18 protein-coding genes are annotated in these 21,965 nt (G+C 75.3%); 8 read left to right on the plus strand and 10 right to left on the minus strand.

Translation table 11 applies throughout. The features are described from left to right. Positions 1-24 precede the first annotated feature (24 nt). Positions 25-735, plus strand: coding sequence for a hypothetical protein (locus BLT67_RS03020; RefSeq protein WP_092665661.1), 711 nt, complete (start codon positions 25-27; stop codon positions 733-735). Here the strand turns inward: BLT67_RS03020 and BLT67_RS03025 are convergent. Both BLT67_RS03025 and nudC read right to left on the minus strand, forming a co-directional pair. Further along, the gene (locus tag BLT67_RS03025; protein WP_231945557.1) at positions 659-2,398 is read right to left on the minus strand and encodes an ATP-dependent helicase; all 1,740 of its coding nucleotides are present in this window, start codon (positions 2,396-2,398) and stop codon (positions 659-661) included. The two genes, BLT67_RS03020 and BLT67_RS03025, sit on opposite strands and share 77 nt — an antisense overlap. After that, positions 2,383-3,279 carry an NAD(+) diphosphatase gene (nudC, locus tag BLT67_RS03030; protein WP_231945558.1) on the minus strand — a complete coding sequence of 299 codons (897 nt, stop codon included), beginning with the start codon at positions 3,277-3,279 and terminating at the stop codon, positions 2,383-2,385. Before nudC ends, BLT67_RS03025 begins: the two co-directional genes overlap by 16 nt. Positions 3,280-3,337: 58 nt before the next feature. Between nudC and BLT67_RS03035 the strand changes: the two genes are divergently transcribed. Then, entirely contained in the window at positions 3,338-4,477 is a 1,140-nt protein-coding gene (locus tag BLT67_RS03035; protein WP_172801968.1) for a phosphotransferase, read from the plus strand. On the opposite strand, the gene BLT67_RS03040 is transcribed toward BLT67_RS03035, so the two are convergent. After that, positions 4,463-7,609 carry an ATP-dependent DNA helicase gene (locus BLT67_RS03040; protein WP_172801969.1) on the minus strand — a complete coding sequence of 1,049 codons (3,147 nt, stop codon included), beginning with the start codon at positions 7,607-7,609 and terminating at the stop codon, positions 4,463-4,465. The genes BLT67_RS03035 and BLT67_RS03040 overlap by 15 nt on opposite strands. Beyond that, positions 7,606-10,683, minus strand: a complete 3,078-nt coding sequence (locus BLT67_RS03045) for a UrvD/REP family ATP-dependent DNA helicase (RefSeq protein ID WP_172801970.1) — start codon at positions 10,681-10,683, stop codon at positions 7,606-7,608. The genes BLT67_RS03040 and BLT67_RS03045 overlap by 4 nt, the downstream gene beginning before the upstream one ends. Before the next feature lie 103 nt (positions 10,684-10,786). On the opposite strand from BLT67_RS03045, the gene BLT67_RS13320 reads away from it, so the two are divergent. Then, positions 10,787-11,005, plus strand: coding sequence for a DUF3107 domain-containing protein (locus BLT67_RS13320; protein WP_157674128.1), 219 nt, complete (start codon positions 10,787-10,789; stop codon positions 11,003-11,005). Continuing rightward, entirely contained in the window at positions 11,005-11,310 is a 306-nt protein-coding gene (locus tag BLT67_RS03050) for a hypothetical protein (RefSeq protein ID WP_092665665.1), read from the plus strand. Before BLT67_RS13320 ends, BLT67_RS03050 begins: the two co-directional genes overlap by 1 nt. 18 nt (positions 11,311-11,328) lie before the next feature. Here the strand turns inward: BLT67_RS03050 and BLT67_RS03055 are convergent, their stop codons facing one another. After that, the gene (locus BLT67_RS03055; protein ID WP_157674130.1) at positions 11,329-12,051 is read right to left on the minus strand and encodes a ferritin-like fold-containing protein; all 723 of its coding nucleotides are present in this window, start codon (positions 12,049-12,051) and stop codon (positions 11,329-11,331) included. 123 nt (positions 12,052-12,174) lie between these two features. On the opposite strand from BLT67_RS03055, the gene BLT67_RS03060 reads away from it, so the two are divergent. After that, positions 12,175-13,677, plus strand: coding sequence for a DEAD/DEAH box helicase (locus BLT67_RS03060; protein WP_407922518.1), 1,503 nt, complete (start codon positions 12,175-12,177; stop codon positions 13,675-13,677). Between the two features lie 489 nt (positions 13,678-14,166). On the opposite strand, the gene BLT67_RS03065 is transcribed toward BLT67_RS03060, so the two are convergent. Continuing rightward, the gene (locus BLT67_RS03065) at positions 14,167-15,063 is read right to left on the minus strand and encodes a PHP domain-containing protein (protein WP_092665668.1); all 897 of its coding nucleotides are present in this window, start codon (positions 15,061-15,063) and stop codon (positions 14,167-14,169) included. A 62-nt stretch (positions 15,064-15,125) separates the two neighbouring features. Here BLT67_RS03065 and BLT67_RS03070 point away from each other — a divergent pair, with 62 nt between their 5' ends. Next, positions 15,126-16,133: an endonuclease/exonuclease/phosphatase family protein gene (locus tag BLT67_RS03070; protein ID WP_092665669.1), complete on the plus strand. Its 1,008-nt coding sequence runs from the start codon at positions 15,126-15,128 to the stop codon at positions 16,131-16,133. Between the two features lie 3 nt (positions 16,134-16,136). On the opposite strand, the gene BLT67_RS03075 is transcribed toward BLT67_RS03070, so the two are convergent. From BLT67_RS03075 to BLT67_RS03085, 3 genes are read right to left on the minus strand one after another with little or no spacing between them, the layout of a single operon-like run. Next, entirely contained in the window at positions 16,137-16,862 is a 726-nt protein-coding gene (locus BLT67_RS03075; protein ID WP_092665670.1) for an esterase/lipase family protein, read from the minus strand. Between the two features lie 37 nt (positions 16,863-16,899). After that, the gene (locus BLT67_RS03080; protein WP_092665671.1) at positions 16,900-17,694 is read right to left on the minus strand and encodes an alpha/beta fold hydrolase; all 795 of its coding nucleotides are present in this window, start codon (positions 17,692-17,694) and stop codon (positions 16,900-16,902) included. A 41-nt stretch (positions 17,695-17,735) separates the two neighbouring features. After that, positions 17,736-19,052 carry an MFS transporter gene (locus BLT67_RS03085; protein ID WP_092665672.1) on the minus strand — a complete coding sequence of 439 codons (1,317 nt, stop codon included), beginning with the start codon at positions 19,050-19,052 and terminating at the stop codon, positions 17,736-17,738. Between the two features lie 52 nt (positions 19,053-19,104). Between BLT67_RS03085 and BLT67_RS03090 the strand changes: the two genes are divergently transcribed. Together BLT67_RS03090 and BLT67_RS03095 are read left to right on the plus strand one after the other, a co-directional pair. Continuing rightward, the gene (locus BLT67_RS03090) at positions 19,105-19,758 is read left to right on the plus strand and encodes an ArsR/SmtB family transcription factor (protein ID WP_092665673.1); all 654 of its coding nucleotides are present in this window, start codon (positions 19,105-19,107) and stop codon (positions 19,756-19,758) included. Between the two features lie 44 nt (positions 19,759-19,802). Beyond that, entirely contained in the window at positions 19,803-21,278 is a 1,476-nt protein-coding gene (locus BLT67_RS03095; RefSeq protein ID WP_092665674.1) for an aminopeptidase P family protein, read from the plus strand. 10 nt (positions 21,279-21,288) lie between these two features. Here BLT67_RS03095 and BLT67_RS03100 read toward each other — a convergent pair whose 3' ends face one another. Beyond that, positions 21,289-21,948 carry a LysE/ArgO family amino acid transporter gene (locus tag BLT67_RS03100; RefSeq protein ID WP_092665675.1) on the minus strand — a complete coding sequence of 220 codons (660 nt, stop codon included), beginning with the start codon at positions 21,946-21,948 and terminating at the stop codon, positions 21,289-21,291. Between the last annotated feature and the right edge of the window lie 17 nt (positions 21,949-21,965).

A 21,965-nucleotide genomic window follows, 5' to 3' on the forward strand; every position in this document is an offset into this window, starting at 1 on the left:
GCGCATCCGGCGCATCATGCGCCCATGCTCCGACTCGACCCGCACCTCGCCGTCTTCCGCACCTCGCCCGACCGCATCGCGATCGGTGCGCAGGCGCCCGTCGCCGAGCTCGACGCCGACCCGCCCACCCTGCAGGCGCTCGCTGCGCTCGCGCGCGGCGTCCTGCCGATCGAGCTCGCGCAGCTGCTGGGCGACGAGCCTGCGCGGGCGCTGCTCGACGCGCTCGGCCCGGCGCTCGTCGTACCCGCGACGGCCGTCCCCGTGATCGTGCGCGGGCGCATCCGCCTCGCGGCCCAGCTGCACCGCGCGGCGCGCGACGCCGGCCACCCGGCGGGCGACGGCGGCGTCGTCGTGCCGGTCGCGCCGTGGCGGCTGCCGCCGGCAGAGCAGCAGCGGCTGCGCGACTCGCGCGTCGCGCACCTGCCCGTGACGGTCGGCGACGCGTGGGTGCAGGTGGGGCCGTTCGAGCAGGACGGCGGCTGCGAGCGGTGCGGCGCGCTCGTCGACGTGGCGCTGCTGCCCGCGCACCTCTCCCCCGTGCCGAGCCCCATCGCCGCGGCGCAGGCGGTCGTGACCGTGCTCGAGGCGCTGCGGCGCGCGGGCGCGGGCGAGCTGCCTCACCGCTGGGGCGTGCGGATCGGGCAGCGCGACGGTGCGGTCAGCGCGCTGCGGCGGCGGGCGTGCCCGCACCGCGCGGCGGCGTCAGCTCGGCGAGGAACCGCGAGGGCTGCCTGACGGCGTGGCCCGAGCTGCGCGCCCATGTGAGCGAGAGCGTGCGCTCTGCGCGCGTGATCGCCACGTACAGCAGGCGGCGCTCCTCGTCGATCTCGGCGAGCGTCGTGGCGTGGGAGACGGGCAGGAGCCCCTCGGCGAGCCCGCACACGTGCACGTGCTGCCACTCGAGGCCCTTCGCCGCGTGGATCGTCGCGATCGTGACCGCCGCCACGGCGGGCTCGTGCTCGGTCTGCGCGCGGCGCTGCAGGTCGCGGGCGAAGCCCGGGAGGTCGGTGCCGCCCGCTTCCTCGGCGAGCGTGACGAGGGCGTGCAGCGCATCCCACTGCGCCCGCTCGACGCCGTGGGTCGCGGGCGGCTCGGCCCGGTAGCCGAGCCCCATGACGATGTCGGTGACGGCCTGGAAGACGGGACGGTCGTCGGCGGGCGCGCTGCGCAGCATGAGCACCGCGCGCTTGACGACCGGGATCTCGAAGAAGCGCACCGAGCCGCGCACCGTCGACGAGAGGCCGACGTTCGCGAGGGCCTGCTCGATGAGCCCGGACTGCGCGTGGAAGCGGGTGAGCACCGCGATCTGCCCCGGGTCGGCGCCCGCGTCGACCTGGGCGCGGCACGCGGCGGCGATCGCCGCGGCCTCCGCGGAGTCGTTCGCGTACGCGGCGATCGTCGGCTCGCGGCCGGCCTCGCCCGATGCCGCCGAGAGCGTGAGGGCGTCGCGTCCCCGCATGAGCCGGTTGGCGCATCCGACGATCGACGAGGTCGAGCGGTAGGAGCGCTCGAGCCGCACGACCTCGGCGTCGGGGTGCTCGTGCACGAAGCGCGACAGGCTCGCCGCGTCCGCGCCGGCGAACGAGTAGATGGTCTGGCTCGGGTCGCCGACGACGCACACGTCGCGGCGGTCGCCGAGCCAGGCCGCGAGCACGCGCTGCTGCATCGGCGAGACGTCCTGGTACTCGTCGACCGTGAAGTGGCGGTAGCGCGCGCGCACCTCGTCGGCGACGACCGGCTCGCGCTCGAGCATGCCGGCGGTCGCGAGCAGCACGTCCTCGAAGTCGATCTGGCGCCGCTCGTCCTTGAGCCGCTCGTAGGCCATGTGCAGGTCGATCATCGCCTCGGGCGCGACGCCCGTCGGCATGGGGCGGATGCGGGCCTGGATGCCGTAGTCCTCGATCGTCATCGCCTGCGACTTGCGCCACTCGATCTCGCCCGCGGCATCACGGAGCTGCGCGGTCGGGAGCCGCAGCCGCAGCTGCGCGGCGGCGTCGGCGAGCGTCGACGCCTTCTGCGGCAGCAGCGCCGGCATGCGCGAACCGGCCACCCGCGGCCAGAAGTGCGACAGCTGCGCGAGCGCCGCGGCGTGGAAGGTGCGCGCCTGCACGCCGCCCGCCCCGAGGCGCGCGAGCCGCGTGCGCATCTCCCCCGCCGCGCGCGACGTGAACGTGAGCGCGAGCGACGCGTGCTCCGCCTGCTCGCCGGTCGCGACCGCGTAGGCGATGCGGTGCGTGATCGCGCGCGTCTTGCCGGTGCCTGCGCCCGCGAGGATCGCCACCGGCCCGCCGAGCGCCGTCGCCGCCTGCCGCTGCTGCTCGTCGAGGCCGGCGAGGATGCGGTCGGCGTCGGTCGTGGCCGTCACCGCCATCGACGCATCCGTCATCGCGCCATCCACGACTCGATGATCCACGAGGCGATCGACGTGGCGCCGGGCAGCTGCACCGCGCCCGCCCGCAGCTCGTCGCGCGTGAACCAGCGCACGTCGAGGATCTCGACGCCGTCGGGCACGATCGCGTCCGGCTCGGGCGCGACGCACTCGAACCCGAGCATGAGGCTGCGCGGGAACGGCCACGGCTGCGAGCCGAGGTAGCGCGGCTCGACGACGCGGAGGCCGGTCTCCTCGTGCACCTCGCGCACGACGGCGGCCTCGAGCGACTCGCCCGGATCGACGAACCCGGCGATGAGCGAGTAGCGGCCCTCGGGCCACGCGGCGTTGTGGCCGAGCAGGATGCGCTCGTCGGAGCGGTCGTGGATCGCGACGATCACCGCCGGGTCGGTGCGCGGGAAGTGCGGCTGGCCGCTCGCCGAGCGCCGCACCCAGCCGGACTCCTCGAACGTCGTCGGGAGGCCGTCGAGCGGGCTGTGGTGGCTCTCGAGCTGCCACGCCCCGAGTGCGACGGCCTGCACGAGCGCCGTCGCGTCGGCGTCGTCGAGCGCGGCGCCCACCTCGCGGAGCGACCGCCACTCGGCGCCCTCGACCTCGAAGGGCTCCGCGACGAGCATGCTCAGCACGATCCCGCCCGGCGCCGCACCGCCCGCGGCCGTCGCGCGGCCGAGCCAGCTGAGCGGCACAGCGGGTTCGACCGGCCTCGCGGTGCTCGGGAGCTCGGCGGGAGCGAAGCGCACGAGCCGGCCGTCCCGCACCGGCGCGCGGTCGCCGGCGATGACGACGATGCGCGTCGTGGGCTCGCCGAGCGCACGCTCGACGGCGTCGGGAGCGATGCGCGACGCGTGGTCGCGGTCGAGCCCCGAGCGGGCGAGCGGGGGAACCTGCACGTCACCTCCGTCGCGTGGCGCCGCCCCCGTCGGGAGAGGTCGGCCTAGCCTGGCATCCATGAGCACGAACCCCTTCACTCTAGCCGCGCTCGCCACCACCGCCGTGCCCGGGCTCGACGTCGTCGGCGCGACGGAGGACGGCTCCGACGAGCACCGCTCGGTCGTGGCTGCGCAGCTCGCCGACGGCGAGACGGTGCAGGTGGTGCTCCCCCGCTCCGTCGCTGCGCTGCGCACGGCGCAGGAGCACGCCGCCGCGCTCGGCGCGCTCACGCTCGCGACCCGCTCGCGGCTGCCGTTCGAGGTGCCGACGCTGCTCGGCACCGCCGACGCCGGCCGCTCGCGGCTGTTCGTGCTCACGCGGCTCGGCGGTGCGACGATGCGCCTCGCCGACATCTCGCCCGCGCGCCTCGGGCTCGCCGAGAGCGTCGGCCGCGCGATCGCCGCGATCCACGAGCTGCCGACCTCGGTCGCGGCGGATGCGGGCCTGCCGCACCAGAGCGCGCCGACGCTGCGCGGCACGCTCCTCGACGTCTTCGACCGCGCCGCCGCGACGGGCTCGGTGCCGGCGACGCTGCTCCAGCGCTGGGAGTCCGCGCTCGGCGAGGATCGCCTCTGGCAGTTCAAGCCCACCCTCGTGCACGGCGACCTGCAGGCCCCGGCGTTCCGCATCGAGGGCAGCGCGGTCGTCGGCGTGGACGGGTGGCACGCCCTCTCGATCGGCGACCCGGCCCGCGACCTCGCCTTCCTGCTCGGCTCGAGCGAGTTCGGCAGCGTCGACCTCGCCTTCGACGCGCACGCCGCGGCGCGCGGCATCGGCGACCGCCATGTGCGCCAGCGCGCGATGCTGCACGCCGAGCTCGACATCGCACGGTGGCTGCTGCACGGCGTCGACCGCGGCGACGCGGCGATCGTCGAGGACGCCAAGGGGATGCTCGCGGGGCTCGTCGCGCGCGTCGACCACGACGCGGGTGCCGCGATCGCGCCGGCACGGCTCGAGACCATGGACCTGACCGGCGTGCAGGAGTACCTCGGCGAAGCGGAGGCCGCGTCGCCGGAGGCGACCCTGCCGGGCGTGCAGGGGTCGCGCGCGCCATCGCCGTCGTCGGAGGCCGAGACCGAGGTGGTCGAGCCGCTGCGCGAGCCCGACGACCGCGCAGCGGGCTCGACCGACGGCGTCGGCGGCTCAGCCGACCGCTGACGCCTCGGCGACGGCCCGCTGCGCGCGGAGCCAGCGCGCCTCGAGCTCGGCGAGCGACTCGATGCGCTCGGGCCGGATGATGCGGTCGTGCTCGACGAAGTACAGCTCGGCGTCGACCTGCTCGGGGTCGAGCCCGGCGTGGGCGGCGTACGCGGCGCGGTACAGCGCGAGCTGCAGCTGGCGCGCCTCGAGGTCGGCCTCGCCCGAGGGGAGGCGGCCGGTCTTCCAGTCGACCACCGTCGCGCGGTCGCCGTCGCGGTAGACCGCGTCGATCTTGCACACTACGGTCGTGCCGGCGAGCGGCAGGTGGATCTCGAGCTCGGTCTCGGCTGGCCGCCTCGCGCCGTAGGGCGATGCGAGGAAGGTCTGCTTCAGCCGCTCGAGCCGCTCGGCGTCGATGCCGACGAGGTCGGTGTCGAGCGCCTCGTCGTCGACCGCGTCGCCGAGGCCGATGGCGCCGTCGCGGCGCTCGACCCAGCCGTGGAAGAGCGTGCCGAGCGTCGTCGCGGCGAAGGGCTGCTGCGGCATCGGTCGCGCGATCTGCCGGGCGACGGCGACCGGGTCGGCCGCCCAGTCCTTGAAGCCGGATGCCGCGATGCGGCTCGGCAGGCTCAGGGCGGCCGCGCGGCGGTCGGCGAGCAGCAGCGCGATCGCGTCGTCCCACGGCGTGGGCGCGGCCGGGTCGGCCGCCGCGACGCGCGCCGCGGCCGCCTCGACCGCGGGGCGCCTCGGCCCGAGCGGGTCGACGGGCCACGCGAGCGTCGGGCTGCGGTCGCCGAGCGGGTTCTCCGCGCCGCGCTCGGGCAGCGGCAGCAGCTCGACGTCGAGCGACGCGGCCGCGAGCTCGAGGAGGCGCTTCGGCTTCGCGGGCGTGCGCGCCCGGCCGTACCACTGCGCGCCGGAGAGCCACAGCGCGCGGCGGGCGCGCGTGACGCCGACGTACGCGAGCCGATCCTCCTCCGACTGGTAGTGGTCCCACAGCGCCTCGAGGAACCGCTCGCGCGCGAGCGCGTACTCGTGCTGGGTCGCGTGGCCGTCGAGCTCGAGCCGCGGCAGCAGCGCCGCATCGCCCCGCAGCGGGTACGGCAGCGTCGCGTGCGTCAGCCACCCGAGCGGCTGATCGTCCTCCTTCGCGGCCGCGAGCCGCGGGATCGCGACGACATCCCACTCGAGGCCCTTCGAGGCGTGCATCGTGAGCACCTGCACCCAGCCGGGCTCGGGCTCCGGCTCGGGCACGTCGGGGCCGCGGCCGGCCGCGAGCACGTCGAGGTAGCCGAGGAACGCCTCGAGCGAGCCGCGCTCGTCGGCGGCCGCGAACGCCTGCACCTCGCGCGCGAACGCGTCGAGCGCGCCGTGGGCGTGATGGCGCTTCGCCGCGACCTCGATGTCGAGCCGGAGCGCCTGCTCGACGCTGCGCACGAGCTCGGCGAGCGGCATGCCCGCGCGGCGCCGCAGCTCGCGCAGCAGCGCGCCGGCGTCGCGCATCCGTGCGAGTCCCTGCTCCGTCGCGCCCTCGAGCCGCGGCGAGTCGACGAGCGCGTCGAGCGCATCGACGATCGACACGTGCGCCTCGACGGCGATCGCGCCGCGATCGGCGGTGCGCTGCTCGCTGCTCAGGCCAGCCTTCGCGAGCATCGACGCGTGCCGCTGGAGGGCGGCGATGTCGGCGACCCCGACGCGCCAGCGGCTGCCCGCGAGCAGCCGCACGAGGCTCGAGCCCTCCTCCGGCCGGCCGAGCACCCGCAGTGCCGCGACGAGGTCGACGACCTCGGGCTCGTCGAGCAGCCCGCCGCCGCCGGAGCGGAACACGCGGATGCCCTCGGCCCGCAGCGCCCGGGTGAGCTCGACCCCCTGCGAGTGGGAGCGCACGAGCACCGCGGCGGTCGTCTCGGAGCCCGCGACGCCGGCCCCGTGGGAGCGCAGCCACGCGGCGAGCTCCCGGGACTCGTCCTCGATCGTCGACAGGTGGCGCACCGCGACGTCGCCCGCGCCGGCGCCCGCGCGCGGCTCGAGCCGCTTCACCGGCACCCCGGGCTGCTCAGGCAGCCGGCTCGCGACCCCGTGCGCGAGGCGCAGCACGTCGACGTCGTTGCGCCAGCTCGTCGAGAGCGTGAGCGTGCGCTCGACGCGGAAGCGCTGCGCGAAGAGCGCGAGCGTGCCGGCGCTCGCGCCGCGGAACCCGTAGATGGCCTGGTTGGGGTCGCCGACGGCCATGACGGGTGTGCCGTCGAAGAGCGCGTGGATGAGCTGCAGCTGCAGGACCGAGGTGTCCTGGAACTCGTCGAGCAGCACGGCGCGATGCCGCGCGCGCAGCTCGTCGACGGCGCCCGAGTGCGCATCGATCGCGTCGAGCGCGAGCCGCACCTGGTCGCTGAACTGCACGGCGCCGCGGCGGCGCTTCGCCTCGTCGAACGCGTCGACGAGGTCGGCGAGCGGGTCGAGGCCGCCGACCCGCTCGACGTCCTGCGCGATCGCCTTCGCGTGCGCCGCCTTGAACAGCTTGGGCTCGTCGGCCGTCGGGAGCGCCTGCAGCGCGCGCAGCCGGGCCGGGAAGGCGCCGCGACGCAGCCGGTCGGTCGAGATCCGGTGGTCGCCGAGGGTGCCGGCGAGCTGCACGACCCGGTCGGCGACCGTCTCCGCGCGCCCGAGCGACGCGAGGCGCAGGTCGTCGGACTCGCGCGCGACCCGCAGCGCGAGCAGGAATGCCGCCGGATCGGTCAGCACCTCCGACTCCGGGTCGCGCCCGATGAGGAGCGCCCACTCGCGGAACAGCGAGCTCGCGAACGAGTTGTAGGTCTGGACGACAGGCCGCCTCGTCGCGGCGACCTCGGCGTCGACGAGACCTGCCTCGGCGAGCGCGCGCAGCTCGGCCGAGAGGCGGTCGGCGAGCTCGCGCGCCGCCTTGCGGGTGAAGGTGAGGCCGAGCACCTCGTCGGGCGCGACCCTGCCGTTGGCCACGAGCCACAGCACGCGCTGCGCCATCGTGTGGGTCTTGCCGCTGCCGGCGCCCGCGACGACGAGCGTCGGCGCCTCGGGAGCCTGGATGACCTCGATCTGCTCGTCGGTCGGCCGCTGCGGCGCACGGCCCCGCACCTCGGCGATCGCCTCGGTGATCTCGATGGCGCTGATCACTCGGTGACCTCCGGGATGACGTGGATGGCGCACTGGCCGAAGCTGTAGTCGTCGCTGCAGTGCAGCTCGGGGCGGGCGGTGAAGACGGCGCCGCCCATCACCTCGATCGCCGTGCGCAAGTGGTCGTGGAACGCCTCCGCGACGTCGTCGAAAGGCTCGGAGTCGACCGTCTTCTCCTTCCGGGCGAGCTTCGGCATCACGAGGCGCGCGGTCGTGTGCGCGCCCGTCTCGATGCCCTCGACGCCGCCGAGCGCGACCGCGAGCTGGTAGGCGCGCAACTGCAGGTTGCCGAGGCCGGGCACCGCCTTCGGCACCCGCCTGCCGGTCTTGAGGTCGACGATGCGCACCTCGCCGGCGGGGCCGTGCTCGATCCAGTCGATCGCGCCAGAGAGCACCGCCCCGCCGACCTCGACCTCGAAGCGCGCCTCGCGCTCGTCGCGCTCGATCCGCCAGCCGGAGCCTCGCAGCACCTGGAAGTAGCCGGCGAGGGCCGCGGCCATCGGCCCGACCTCGTCGCGCTGCTGCGCGGCCTCCCACGCGGAGGGATGGTCGAGCTCGGCGAACCGGGCGTCGACGGCAGCCTCGATCGCCGCGGCGTCGGTCGCGTCGACGTGCTCGACGGCGTCGTGCACGATGGTGCCGAGCGCCGCGGCGCGGTTGGAGGTGCCGCCCGCGAGCCGCTGCACGACCCACGAGAGCTCGCACTCGACGAGCCCCTGGAGCGCCGATGGGCTCACGCGCACCTGCTCGGCCGCGTCGAGCCGCTCGCTCGTGGTGATCGGGGCGAGCCCCGCCCACTCCGCGGGGTCGGCGCCGGGCGCGCCGGCGTCGGCGAGCCGCCGCAGGGCGGACGCGGCGGCGTCGGCGCCCGGCCGGCCTTCGGTCACGCGACGGCGCAGGCTCGCGACGAGCGAGCGCAGGGAGTGCCAGCTGTCGTCGGCGCCCGGCACGGGCTCCTTCGGGATGCCGAGCACGAACGGCGAGGGCTGCTCGTCGTCGCTCTCGACCGCGGTGAGCAGCACCGCACCGCGCGCTGTCGCGATCGTCTTGACGAACGTGCGCAGCTCGTCGTGCAGCACGCCCGCCCTCGCATCCTCCGTCGGCGCCCCGTCGAGCCGGTTGGCGCCGAGCAGCGAGCCGCGCGGTCGCAGGTTGGGCCACACGCCGTCCTGGAGCCCGGCGACGACCACGGTGTCGAGCTCGCGGCCGACGAACTGCCCGGGCGTGCCGATCGCGACGCGCGCCCCCTCGGCCCGCGCGGCGAGCGAGTCGTCGTCGACGCTCGAGGCGAGCCAGGCGTCGACGAACGCTCCGGTGTCGGCGTCGGGACGGCGCTCGATGAGGCGCGCGACCTGGTCGAAGAGCGCGACCACCGCGTCGAGCCGGCGGTTGGCGAGCGCGCGCTCGACCCCCGGGCCGCCGAGCGCCGTGCGCCGCCACGCGTCGGCGACGCCCGCGGCGCTCCACACCGCCCACAGCACGCGGTCGGCGCTCGCCGGGTCGTCGCCCGTCAGCAGCGCGCTCGCGTCGGCGAGCATGCGCACGAGGCGACGGGCGGCCGCAGCGCCCTGCCGCGCCGTCGTGAGGCCCTCGAGCTGCTCGGGGTCGTGGAGCGCCGCGCGCACGAGCTCGGCGCCCGCGACGTGCACGGCCTCGCCTCGGGCGACGATCCGGTGCCGCAGCGCGCGCTTGAGCCGGCGGACCGCGAGCGCGTCGAGCCCGAGCAGGTCGCTGCGCAGCAGCTGCTCGGCGAGCTGCGCGTCGAGCTCGCGCCGACCCGTCGCCACCGCGAGCACGCTCACGAGCGCCTCGACCACCTCGGTGTCGCGCAGCCGCGTCGGCCCGCCCGCGGCGACCGGCACCTCGAGCGCCGAGAGCAGCGAGCCGAGCTCGGAGGCGGCGCGCCCCGTGCGGGCGATGACCGCGATGTCGTCGAAGGCCACCCCCGCGGCGCGACGCTCGTGGATGAGCCGTGCGATGCGCCGGGCCTGCTCGTCGAGGGACTGCGCCACGTGCAGCTCGACGACGTCGTCGCCGCCCCCTGCGCGCGCCGCCGCCCGCCGGTGGGTCGCGGCGCCCGCCGCGCCGATCCCCTGCGCGGCGCGCTCGATGAGGGCGCGCAGCCGCTCGCCGTGGCGGTGGTCGACCGCGAGCTCGATGCGGTGCCCCGGCTCGCCCGCGAAGCCCAACCGCGCCGGCAGCGCCGCGAGAAGGGCCGGATCGGCGCCGCGGAAGCCGCCCGTCGTCGTGTCGGGGTCGCCGAACGCGACGACGCTCGCGCCGCGACGCCGCAGCGCCTCGAGCACGACGACCGCGCCCTCGGTGAGCTCCTGCGCGTCGTCGACGAGCACGAGGCTCGGCAGCCGCACGGCGGTGCTGTCGATCGCGCTCGCCGCCCGACGCAGCAGCGACGCGGCCGTCATGGCCTCCGCCCCGCGCCGCTCGAGCCGCTGGAGCCGCTCGAACTCGTCGAAGAACGCCGCGGCCGCGGCCCATTCGGGCACCCCGCGCTCGGCGGCGAGCGCGGCGAGCGCCGACGCATCCATGCCCCGCTCCTGCACCGCCGCGAGCAGCTCGCGCAGCTCGGCACGGAAGCCCGCCTGCTCGCGCACCTCGGCGTGCAGGTGCTCGGGCCACGCGGGCCCGGAGGCGACACCGGCCGCCTGGTCGTCGACGTGGCCCGCGAGCATCGCCGCGATGATGCGATCCTGCTCGGCGCCCGAGAGCAGCTGCGGCACCGGCCGCTCGTCGGCGAGCGCCGCCGCGGTGAGCAGCGCGTGCGCGAACGACGGCATCGATCGCGCGAGCGGCCCCGGCGTCGCGATGGGGATGCGACGGGCGAGGCGGTCGCGGAGCGCCGTCGCGGCCTGCCGCGACCCGGCGACGACGAGCAGGCCGGCGGGGTCGAGCCCCGCAGCGAGCCGCTCGGCGGCGAGCTCGACGAGCGTCGTCGTCTTCCCGGAGCCGGCGACGCCGAGCACGATGGCGGAGGCGTCGGCGGGCAGCGCGAGCACCGCGGCCTGGGACGCGTCCAGGGTCGCGGTGCGGTCGAGCAGAGCGGATTCGGGAGCCACAGCGCCACGGTATCGACGGCCGCCGACATCGCCGCGGCGGCGCGGCGTTCGCCGGTCGCGGACGCGGCCGGACCCCCGCATCCGATCGCCTATCCTCAGGAGCATGGACATCCGCATCGGCATCAAGGACTCGGCTCGCGAGATCGCGTTCGACTCGGCGCAGACCGCCAAGGAGGTCGAGGACGCCGTGCTCGCGGCGTTCGGCGCCGCGCACCTCGCGCTCGACGACGCCAAGGGCCGCCGCTACATCGTGCCGAGCGCGAGCATCGCCTACGTCGAGATCGGCAGCGAGTCGACGCGCAAGATCGGCTTCGTCGCCTGATGCTCCCGATCCTCGTGCTCGTGCCCATGGTGATGGGCGCGGCGATCGGGCTGCTCGCGCGCTACCTGCTGCCGGGCCGCGAGTGGGTCGGGCTCTTCCTCAACCCGCTCGCCGGCGCCGCCGCCGCAGGCGTCGTCTGGATCGTCGGCGCGCTCCTCGGCGCGACGGCCGACAACGGCTGGCTGTGGGTCGGCAGCCTGCTCGCGGCGCTCGTCGTCTCGATCGCGATCCCCAAGGTGCTCCCCGCACGACGCGTGCGCGCCGACGGCCGCTACCTCGCCGAGCTCACCGCGCGTCGCGGCTGAGGCCCGCGGGGCCGACGCTCAGGCCGTCAGCCCCAGCTCGTCCATCCGGCGGGTGTGCGAGGCGACGATGTCGTTGAACGCCGGCTCGAGCCGCTTCTGGCTCGGCACCGCGCGACCGGTCTCGTCGGGTCCGTTCACGGCGAGGTACATCTGCAGCAGCGTGTCGCCCACGAGCCTGCGCCCCCACACCGCCATGCGGTCCGAGAGCCGCGGCGTCCCCTCGATCGCGACGCGGAGCAGCCGCACGAGGTGCCCGTGCGCGCTCTCGCTGCGCAGCGCGCGCAGCATGACGTCCTGGTCGTCCTCCGGCAGCCCCGGCGCGATCGCGATGAAGAAGTCCTCGAGCAGCCCGGAGACGACGTGCAGCGCGAGCAGCTGCTCGTACCAGTCGGCGCCCTCGATCGCGCGGGCGAACTGGCTCGTCGAGTCGGCGAACGGGCGCATCGCGTCGCCGACGGTGGTGTCCTCGCTCTCGAGCACGTGCGCGAAGCTGCCGGCACGGGTGGCGTGGATCCGAACGACCTCTGCGAGCGCCGCGCGCGCCTCGAGCGACGGCGCCTGCTCGAGCGCCCGGCCCGCCTTCGCGACGAGCTCGAGCTCAAGCCCGAGCGCCTGGCCGACGAAGGGCACGAGCGCCGGCCGCACGTCCGAGAGCAGCACGCGGTCGCCGACGACCGGCACCCGATGCTGCCGCAGGAGCTGCCGCGTCACGTCGCGGGGCGTCCGGTCGAACCACTTCACCACAGTGCAGGAGTCTAGGGGCGGTGCGGAGGCGCCCGGCGCATGCCGCCGGTACGCTTGCCTGAGCAGAAGAACAGGCGGAACATTCCTTTGACTTTCCACGACCTCTCCATCGACGCCGACATGGTCCAGGCCCTCGCCGACCGCGGCATCCTCGACCCCTTCCCGATCCAGCAGCAGACGATCCCGCTCGCGCTGTCGGGGCAGGACATCATCGGCCAGGCCAAGACCGGCACCGGCAAGACCTTCGCCTTCGGGCTGCCCCTCGCGCAGCGCCTCGGCGCCGAGCCCGAGCACGGCGTGCAGGCGCTCATCGTCGTCCCCACGCGCGAGCTCGCGGTGCAGGTGACGGAGGACATGGAGCTCATCACCTCCAACCGCCCCACGACCGTCGTCTCGATCTACGGCGGCAAGGCCTACGAGGGCCAGATCGACCAGCTCAAGGCCGGCGCGCAGATCGTCGTGGGCACGCCCGGGCGGCTCCTCGACCTCGTGCAGCAGCGCATCCTCGACCTGTCCAACGTCAAGGAGATGGTGCTCGACGAGGCCGACCGGATGCTCGACCTCGGCTTCCTGCCCGACGTCGAGAAGCTCTTCTCGAAGGTGCCCGCCGTGCGGCACACGATGCTGTTCTCGGCGACCATGCCGGGCGCGATCGTCGCGCTCGCGCGCCGCTTCATGTCGCGCCCGCTGCACATCCGCGCGACCGACGTCGACGAGACCATCGCGCAGGCCAACATCCAGCACATCGTCTACCGGGCGCACGCGCTCGACAAGGACGAGGTCGTCTCGCGCATCCTGCAGGCGGAGGGCCGTGGCAAGACGGTCGTCTTCACCCGCACGAAGCGCGCCGCGTCGCGCCTCACCGAGGAGCTCGTCGACCGCGGCTTCGCGGCCGCGGCCGTGCACGGCGACATGAGCCAGGAGGCGCGCGAGCGCGCGATGGCGCAGTTCAAGGCGGGCAAGAAGGACGTGCTGATCGCGACGGACGTCGCCGCGCGCGGCATCGACGTCGACGACGTCACGCACGTCATCAACCACACGATCCCCGAGGACGAGAAGGCGTACCTTCACCGCGTGGGCCGCACCGGCCGGGCGGGTCGCACGGGCATCGCGGTCACGTTCGTCGACTGGGACGACCTGCACAAGTGGGCGCTCATCGACCGCGCGCTCGAGTTCGGCAGGCCCGAGCCGGTCGAGACCTACTCGTCGAGCCCGCACCTCTACACCGACCTCGGCATCCCCGAGGGCGCCAAGGGCCGCCTGCAGCCGACGCCGCCCCACAAGGAGGCCAAGCGCGAGGGTGTCGCGCGCGGCTCGCGCGACGGCGGCTCGCGCGGCCCCCGCGAGGAGCGCGCCGGCGTCGAGCGCCCCGAGGGCGAGCGGCCGCGCAGGCGCCGCCGCGGCGGCCGAGGCCGCTCGGGCGGCGAGGGCCAGGGTCCGGCGGATGCGTCGGCCCCGGCCGAGGCCGGCAGCGAGGGCCGCGCCGAGGGCCGCGGCACGCACGACGGCGGCGGCGCCGAGCACCACGACGGCAACGCGGCGCCGCGACGCCGTCGCCGTCGCCGCTCGGGCGGCGGCGGAGCCGGGGGCGCTGCCGGTGCCGCGCAGGCCCCGCGGGCCTGACGCGCGCCGCACCCACAAGCCTGGGACGGCCGCTCCGCACGCGCGGGGCGGCCGTTCGGCATCCCGCGCGGAGGCGGCAGCCGCCGAGCGGTCAGCCGCGCCCGAACAGCACGGGCGCGCGTCTGAGCGGTCAACTCGGCGCCCGAGCGGTCAACTCAGCGCCCGAGCGGTCGGGCTCGGATTTCAGCGCTCGGGTCACTCCGCCCCGAGCGTCGCGGCCATGCTCCCGCGCAGCTCGCCCCACATCGCGTCCGCGACCGTGACCACTCACACGCGGAAGTGACCACTCACACGCGGAAGTGACCGCTCACACGCGGGAGTGACCGGTCACGCGCGGGAGTGACCGCTCACACGCGGGAGTGACCGCTCACACGCGGGAGTGACCGCTCACACGCGGGAGTGACCGGTCACGCGCGGGAGTGGCCGGTCACACGCGGGAGTGACCGGTCACATGCGGGAGTGTCCGCTCCGCGCGGGGAGCTGGGGCGCTCAGGCGGGCAGCACGGGGACCCAGCCGGTCGCGCGGCGCACGATCTCGGCGACCACCTCAGGGTCGGTCGTGTGCTCCCCCAGCCGGTTCGGCTTGCCGGCGCCGTGGAAGTCGCTCGAGCCGGTGACGAGCAGCCCGTGGCGCTCGGCCTCGTCGAGCAGCCGCTGCCGGTCCGCCTCGCCGTTGTCGCGGTGCCACACCTCGACCCCGTCAAGGCCGGCCGCGACGAGGTCGCCGAGCACGCCCATCCGCAGCACCGGCCGGCCGCGGGCCCCCGGATGCGCGAGCACGGCGACGCCGCCGGCCGCGCGGATGATCTCGATCGCCGCCTCGGGCGGCGGCGCCTCGTGCGGCTGGTAGTACCCGCCCTGCCAGTGCAGGATCCCCTCGAACGCGGCGGTGCGATCGGGCACGATCCCGAGCGAGACGAGCGCGTCGGCGATGTGCGGGCGGCCGATCGTCGCGCCCGGCGCCGAGTGCTGCTCGATGTGCTCCCACGTCAAGGGGTAGTCGCGGCCGATGGCGTGCACCATCCGCTCGGCGCGGCCGATGCGCTCGACGCGGATGCGCTCGCGCTCGCCGATGAAGCTCTCGGCCTCGGGGTCGAGGAGGTAGCCGAGCACGTGCACGCTCGCGGGCCCGATCTGCGACGAGAACTCGACGCCCGGGAGGAGCGCCACGCCCGACTCGTGGGCGGCCTCGGTCGCCTCGGCCCACCCGGCGACGGTGTCGTGGTCGGTCAGCGCGATCGCGCCCAGCCCGGCCGCGGCGGCGGCGCGCACGACGTCGCCGGGCGCATCCGTGCCGTCGGACTCGCGGGAGTGCACGTGCAGGTCGGCGGGCCCGGCGCTCGTCCAGTCGTACGCCGAGGGCGGCTCGGCACCTGCTCGCTCCATGCCGCCAGCCTACGCGCGCGCGCCCATGCCCGAGCCACAGGCCCATCGCCTACGATCGCCGGGTGCTCGGGATCGTCGGCTGGCTGCTCGCCCTCGTGATCGCCGCGTGCCTCGCGGTCGCGGCGTGGCCGCAGGGCTTCGGCCTCGAGCAGGCACCCGTCGTCGCGCAGGTGGTGTCGCTGCGGATCGGCGTCGTCGGCATCGCGCTCGTGCTCGCGCTGCTGCTCCTGTGCTTCGTCGGCTGGCGGCGCGTGCGGCCGTTCGTGCTCGGCGTCGTCGCGATGCTGCTGGCCTTCGCGCTCGCGTCGACCGGCATCCACCTCTCGCGCGGCATCGACGCGTCGCAGACGATCGCCGCCGACGGCGACGACCTCGTCGTGCTCACCTGGAACACCGCGGGCGACGAGCCGGGCGTCGACGAGATCGCGCGCGTGGTCGACGAGACGGGGGCGGATGCGGTGATGCTCGCCGAGACGACGCTGCCGCTCGGCGTCGGGGTCGCCGAGCGGCTGCGCGAGCGGGGCAACCCGTTCTGGGTGCACACGACGCACTACGACCCGGAGTACGGGGCGCTCAACACGACCCTGCTCATCTCCACGCGCCTCGGCGAGTACACGACCGACTCGACGGTCGGCGGCACCCGCACGCTGCCGACGATCGTCGCGCGGCCCGACGACGGCGAGGGGCCGGTGCTCGTCTCGACGCATCCCGTCGCGCCCGTGCCGCACCAGATGCGCAACTGGCGAGCCGACATCGAGTTCGTCGCGGGGCTGTGCGACGGCCGCGACTCGGTCGTGATGGCGGGCGACTTCAACTCGACCCTCGACCACTGGTGGGCGACGCGCGAAGACGGCGGCGACCTCGGCGTGTGCCGCGACGCCGCGACCGCGGTCGGGGCCGGCGCCGTGGGCACGTGGCCGACGTGGGCGCCGCCGTGGCTCGGCCCGGTAATCGACCACGTGCTCGCGACGCCCGACTGGACGCCGGTCGCCGCCCGCGTGCTCACGGGGCTCGACGACGCGGGCTCCGACCATCGCCCGGTGGTCGTGCAGCTGCGCAGCGCCCGCTGAGCGTCAGCCCCGATCGAGCTCGGGCTCGGGGGCGAACCCGTCGATCGCGGCGAGCACCGCCCGGCCCGCCTCTGCCGTCGCGAGCGGCCGGAAGTGGCCCGCGGCGCGCAGCCGCACGCCGCCCATCCCCTCGGGCACCCGGTTGCCGGGCACGTGCGGGTCGAGGGCCGGGAGCACCACGCGGATGCGCAGGTCGACGCCGCGCTCGGCGGCGAGCGCGAGGAGCCGCTCGTCGGTCGGGTCGAACTCGCGGATCGCGGCGTTCCGGAGCAGCCGCGCGCGGCTCGAGCCCGCGAACGGCGTCGCGAGCGCCACGAGCCCCGCGGGCTGCGGCCGGTCGGAGCGCTGCGCACGGTCGACGAGCAGCCGCTTGCCGACCAGGCCGCCCTTCGAGTGGCCGACGAGCACGATCTGCGCGTGCGGATGCGCAGCGGCGACCGCGTCGACCGCCTCCCCCACGACGTGCGCGGCCTCCGCGATCGGCATGAGGTGGCGGCCGAGCTGCGGCACGAAGTGCACCGCGTGGCCCGCGTGCACGAGACGGCGGGCGAGCGGCTCCATGAACGGCCAGCGCTCCACGACCCCCGGTACGAGCACGACGTGCACGCGCGCGCCCGGCATCCCTCGCAGCGCCGGCGGCCGCGGGTCGAGCGTCGAGCGCACGTGCATGCGCGCGGCGAAGGCGTAGTCGCGCGCCCAGACGCGCACCTCGCGGGCCGTGATGCTCATGCGCGCACCGCGCCCCCGGCCACCCGCAGCGCGGCGCTCACGGCACGAACTCGTCGATCATGCGGGCGACGGGCTCGGCGCCGGTGATCATCGCCTCGTGGCCGCGACCCGGCGCGATGCGCAGCCGGCCGTCCGGCAGCGCCTCGGCGACCGCCTCGCACCAGCCCATCGGCGCGACGCGGTCCTCCTCGCCGCGGATCACGAGCGCGGGCTGCGCGATGCGCGGCAGCAGGGGGCGGATGTCGTGGTCGAGCATCGTGCGCAGCTTCCGCAGGTACCACCGCGGCCCTGCCTGCAGGTAGAGGCGCGCGCCGAGCAGCGCGACGATCGGGGGGTCGTTGGCGAGGTCCTGCAGCAGCCGCAGCGCTTGCTGCCAGCCCGAGCGCTCGGCCGGGTTGACCGTCGGCGCGAGCAGCACGACACGATCGACGAGCTCGGCGTGGCGCACCGCGAGCTCTGCGACCACCTGCGACCCCATGGAGTGCCCGACCGCGATGCAGGGCGTGGGCACGAGCGTCCGCAGCGCATCCGCCACCACGTCGGCGAGCTTCGGCATCGTGAGCGACGAGGTGGGCTCGGGCGACGGCCCGAAGCCCGGCAGGTCGAGCGCGACGACGTCGAAGCGGCTCGAGAGGGCGGTGCGCAGCAGCCCGAAGTACTGCTGCCCCATGCCGATGCCGTGCACGAGCACGACGGTCGGCGCGTCGGCGCGAGGCCACCGGTGCACGAGCACGGTGTGGTCGCCGTGCACGTGCGCGCTCGTCTGCGCGCCGAGGTCGCCCCGGGTGGCGTGCCGCCACTGGGCGACGCTCTCTGGCATCGGCAGGTGCATCCCGCCAGCGTAGGACGCCCGCTTGGGAGCGGGCCGCAGCCTCAGTGCTCGGCGTCGGGCAGCTCGCGCATCCCCCAGAAGGGCCCGACGACGACGCACAGCGCCGCGAGCACCTGCCCCGCCGCGCCGATCCACATCGTCGGCACGACGCCGATCCACGTGCCGAGCGCGCCCGCGAGCAGCGCCGCGAGCGGCATGACGCCCCACACGCAGAAGCGCACGGATGCGTTCATCCGGCCGAGCAGGCGACCGGGGGTGATGCGCTGCCGGAAGGTGACCTGGGTGATGTTGTAGACGAGCACCGTGAAGCTCGCGACGAAGCCCTGCACGACGAGGAGGCCGAACGCGAGCTGCGGGAAGGTCGCGGCGAGCGGCAGCATGCACGCGATGACGCTGAAGGCGATCGCGCTCGCGGGGATCGCGCGCGCCTCGCCGATGCACCGCACGATGTGCGGGGTCGCGACGGCGCCCGCGAGCCCGCCGACCGAGCCGAGCGCGAAGATGACGCCCATCGCCTCGGGGGTGAGGCCGAGCGTGCGCAGCAGGAAGATCGGCAGCAGCGTGAACGACATCGTGCTCGCGAAGTTCGAGATGCCGGTCGTGCCGACGATGCGCAGCAGCAGCGGGTTGCCGAAGACCCAGCGCAGCCCCTCGCCGATCTCGCGCAGGATGGGCCCGCGGTCGTCGGCGGCGCGCGGCTCCTCGTGGTCGCGGGTGCGCAGGAGCGCCACGAACGACGCGATGTAGGTGCCGACCGTCGCGAGGATCGCGAACGGGGCGGTGATGAGGCCGACGAGCCAGCCGCCGAGCGCGGGGCCGGCGATGTTGGCGAGCTCGCGCGTGGCCTCGAGCTTGCCGTTCGCCTCGGCGATCTGATCCTTCCGCACGAGCGACGGGATGATGCTCTGGTACGAGACGTCGAAGAAGACGGTCGCGACGCCCACGACGAGGGCGACGGCGTAGAGGTGCCACATCTCGAGCACGCCCGCCCACCACAGCAGCGGCAGGGCCGCGAGCGCGGCGGCGCGCACCGCATCCGCCCAGATCATCACGCGGCGCTTGCGCATGCGGTCGATCCACGCGCCCGCGGGCAGGCCGACGACGAGGAACGCGGCGACGCCCGCGGCGTTCAGCAGCCCGACCTCGAGCTCGCTCGCGTGCAGCAGCAGCACCGCGAGCACGGGGATCGCGAGCTCGGTGACCTGCGAGCCGACCTGCGCGAGCGCCTGGCCGGACCACATCGTGAGGAAGTTGGCGTCGCGCCAGAGCGACCCCTTCGGCGCTCCGGCGACGGCGGTGGGCGCGTCGAGCTCGACGGGCGTGTCGTCGGCCGGTTGCGCGACCTCTGATTGAGACATGTCGATCAGTATGCGCCTCCGATCGACGAAGTTCAATCGCTAGGATCGGTGCATGGCCGACGAGCGCGCGATCACCGACAGCGGCCCCGTCGGGCGACGGCCCGACGGGGCCGACGAGCAGGCGCCGGCGCAGGACGACCGCACGCGCCCGGCCGCGCCCCAGGACGGCGGCGCGGCGCACGAGAGCGACGCCGACGTGCAGGCGCGCGGCCGTGCCCTCAGCTCCCCCCTGCGGCTGCGCGTGCTGCGGCTGTGCGCGTTCGAGTCGCGCACGAACAAGGAGCTCGCCGAGCTCCTGGGCGTCAATCCGGGCACGATGCTGCACCACGTGCGCACCCTCGTGCAGACCGGCTTCCTCGTGGCCGAGCCCGAGCGCGCGGGTGCCGGCGGCGCGCGCGAGGTGCCCTACCGCGCGACCGGCCGCTCGTGGAGCACGCCGGTGCCCAACATCTCCCCCGTGCTCGTCGAGACGTTCCTGCAGCAGATCGAGGGGCTCGCGCCCGACGAGATCGACGTGGCATGGATGGGCCTGAAGGTCAGCCCCGAGCACCGCGAGGAGCTGCAGCGCCGCATGTTCGAGCTCATCACAGAGTTCAAGGAGCGCGGCCCCGACCCCGAGGGGGAGCCGTTCGGCCTCTTCACCGCCCTCTACGCCGACCGGAACCCGCCCGCCTCGCGGCCGGCGGCATCCGCCGACCCCGCCTGATCGCCCTCGGGCGCGGCACGCGCCGACGGTGGGAGGATGGGCGCATGACCGATGCGACGACGAAGGCCCAGGACTCGGCCGCCCCTGCCACCTCCAACCGCTCGACGACGCCGACGTCGTCGGCGTTCACCGAGCACATCCAGTCGGGATGGGCCGACCGCGAGGACGCGGCGCCCGAGCCCCGCGCCGCCGCCGCGTTCGCCGCCGAGCGCCGCGCGCGCATCTCGGCGCTGCACCCGGGCGTGCGCCTCGTGGTGCCCGCGGGCGGGCTCAAGGTGCGCTCGAACGACACCGACTACCCCTTCCGCGCGCACCCCGACTTCACGTACCTCACCGGCTGGGGATCGGATGCGGAGCCCGACTCGGTGCTCGTGCTCGAGCCCGAGGGTGACGGCCAGGGCGAGGGCCACCGCGCCACGCTCTACTTCCGCGGGCCCGCCGGGCGCGGCACGACCGAGTTCTACGCGAATCCCGCGATCGGCGAGTTCTGGGTCGGCCCGCGCCCCTCGCTCGACCACGTCGCCGCCGACCTCGGCGTCGCGACCGCCGACCTCGGCGAGCTCGAGGGCGCGCTCGCCGGCACCGGCGCCGCGCTCGTCGTCACGGGCGCCGACCCGGCCGTCGAGGCGCTCGTCACGGGCGCCAACCCCGACGGCGACGTGCTCGCGCGCGACCTGAGCGAGCTGCGCCTCGTGAAGGACGCGCACGAGGTCGCCGAGATCCAGGCGGCCGTCGACGCGACCGCGCGCGGCTTCGACGACGTGATCGCCGACCTGACCGAGGCCACCCGCCATGAGCGCGGCGAGCGCGTGGTCGAGGGCGCCTTCCAACGCCGCGCGCGGCTCGACGGCAACGCGGTCGGCTACGACACGATCGCCGCCTCCGGGCACCACGCGTGCTACCTGCACTGGACGCGCAACGACGGCGCGGTGCGCGCCGGCGACCTCATCCTGCTCGACGCCGGCGTCGAGGTCGACAGCCTCTACACCGCCGACATCACGCGCACGCTGCCGATCTCCGGCACGTTCTCGCCGCTGCAGCGGAAGGTCTACGAGGCCGTGCTCGAGGCCGCCGACGCCGCGTTCGCGATCGTGCGGCCCGGCATCGTGTTCAAGGAGGTGCACGCCGCCGCGATGGAGGTCATCGCGCGCCGCACCGCCGAGTGGGGCCTGCTGCCGATCTCCGCCGAGGAGAGCCTGCAGCCCGACCAGCAGCTGCACCGTCGCTGGATGGTGCACGGCACGAGCCACCACCTCGGCCTCGACGTGCACGACTGCGCGCAGGCCCGGCGCGACTTCTACCACGACGGGATCGTGCGCGAGGGGATGGTCTTCACGATCGAGCCCGGCCTCTACTTCCAGGCCGACGACCTCACCGTGCCCGAGGAGCTGCGCGGCATCGGCGTGCGCATCGAGGACGACATCCTCGTCACCGCCGAGGGCGCCGTGAACCTCTCGGGTGCCATCCCGCGCACGGCGGATGCGGTGGAGGCGTGGATGCGCGAGGTGCGGGAGCGCTGACGCCGGCCGGTCAGCCGGCGACGAGCGTGATCGCGATCCCGAGCATCACGGCAGCGATGGCCCCGTCGAGGACGCGCCAGGCGCGCTCGGTGCGCAGCAGCGGCGCGAGGTAGCGCGCGCCGTAGCCGAAGAGCACGAACCACAGCGTGCTGCCGGCGATGCCGCCCGCGAGGAACCACCAGCGCGCTTCGCCGTGCGTCGCGGCGACCGAGCCGAGCACGACCGTCGTCTCGACGATCGCGTGCGGGTTGAGCCACGTGACGGCGAGGATCGTGCCGAGCGTCACGAGCCGGCCGCGGCGCGTCCGGACGGCGACCGCTCCCCCGGCGGCGTCCTCGGCCGCATTCGGCGCGTCCGCGGCCTGCAGCGAGCCGCCGCCGCGCCAGGCGCGGCGGGCGCTGAGGAGCACGTAGCCGAGGATGAACAGCGCCCCCGCCCAGCGGGCCACCGTCTCGAGCCAGGGCTGCGAGGTCACGAGCGTCGCGACGCCCGCGACGCCGATCGCCTGCAGGATCGCGTCGCTCACGACGCACACGAGCACCACGAGCCCGACGTGCTCGCGCCGCAGGCCCTGCCGCAGCACCACGGCGTTCTGCGCGCCGATCGAGACGATGAGGCCGAGGCACAGCCCGAGGCCCGACACGAGGGCGATGACATGCTGCTGCTCCATGCCCGCCACGCTATTGA

It is taken from the genome of Agrococcus carbonis, assembly GCF_900104705.1.
Taxonomy (GTDB): Bacteria; Actinomycetota; Actinomycetes; order Actinomycetales; family Microbacteriaceae; genus Agrococcus; species Agrococcus carbonis.

Coding starts and splice junctions, on each gene's coding strand:
- BLT67_RS03020 (WP_092665661.1), top strand. CDS start 25: ATGCTCCGACTCGACCCGCACCTCGCCGTCTTCCGCACCTCGCCCGAC.
- BLT67_RS03035 (WP_172801968.1), top strand. CDS start 3,338: ATGAGCACGAACCCCTTCACTCTAGCCGCGCTCGCCACCACCGCCGTG.
- BLT67_RS13320 (WP_157674128.1), top strand. CDS start 10,787: ATGGACATCCGCATCGGCATCAAGGACTCGGCTCGCGAGATCGCGTTC.
- BLT67_RS03050 (WP_092665665.1), top strand. CDS start 11,005: ATGCTCCCGATCCTCGTGCTCGTGCCCATGGTGATGGGCGCGGCGATC.
- BLT67_RS03060 (WP_407922518.1), top strand. CDS start 12,175: ATGGTCCAGGCCCTCGCCGACCGCGGCATCCTCGACCCCTTCCCGATC.
- BLT67_RS03065 (WP_092665668.1), bottom strand. CDS start 15,063: ATGGAGCGAGCAGGTGCCGAGCCGCCCTCGGCGTACGACTGGACGAGC.
- BLT67_RS03075 (WP_092665670.1), bottom strand. CDS start 16,862: ATGAGCATCACGGCCCGCGAGGTGCGCGTCTGGGCGCGCGACTACGCC.
- BLT67_RS03080 (WP_092665671.1), bottom strand. CDS start 17,694: ATGCACCTGCCGATGCCAGAGAGCGTCGCCCAGTGGCGGCACGCCACC.
- BLT67_RS03085 (WP_092665672.1), bottom strand. CDS start 19,052: ATGTCTCAATCAGAGGTCGCGCAACCGGCCGACGACACGCCCGTCGAG.
- BLT67_RS03090 (WP_092665673.1), top strand. CDS start 19,105: ATGGCCGACGAGCGCGCGATCACCGACAGCGGCCCCGTCGGGCGACGG.
- BLT67_RS03095 (WP_092665674.1), top strand. CDS start 19,803: ATGACCGATGCGACGACGAAGGCCCAGGACTCGGCCGCCCCTGCCACC.
- BLT67_RS03100 (WP_092665675.1), bottom strand. CDS start 21,948: ATGGAGCAGCAGCATGTCATCGCCCTCGTGTCGGGCCTCGGGCTGTGC.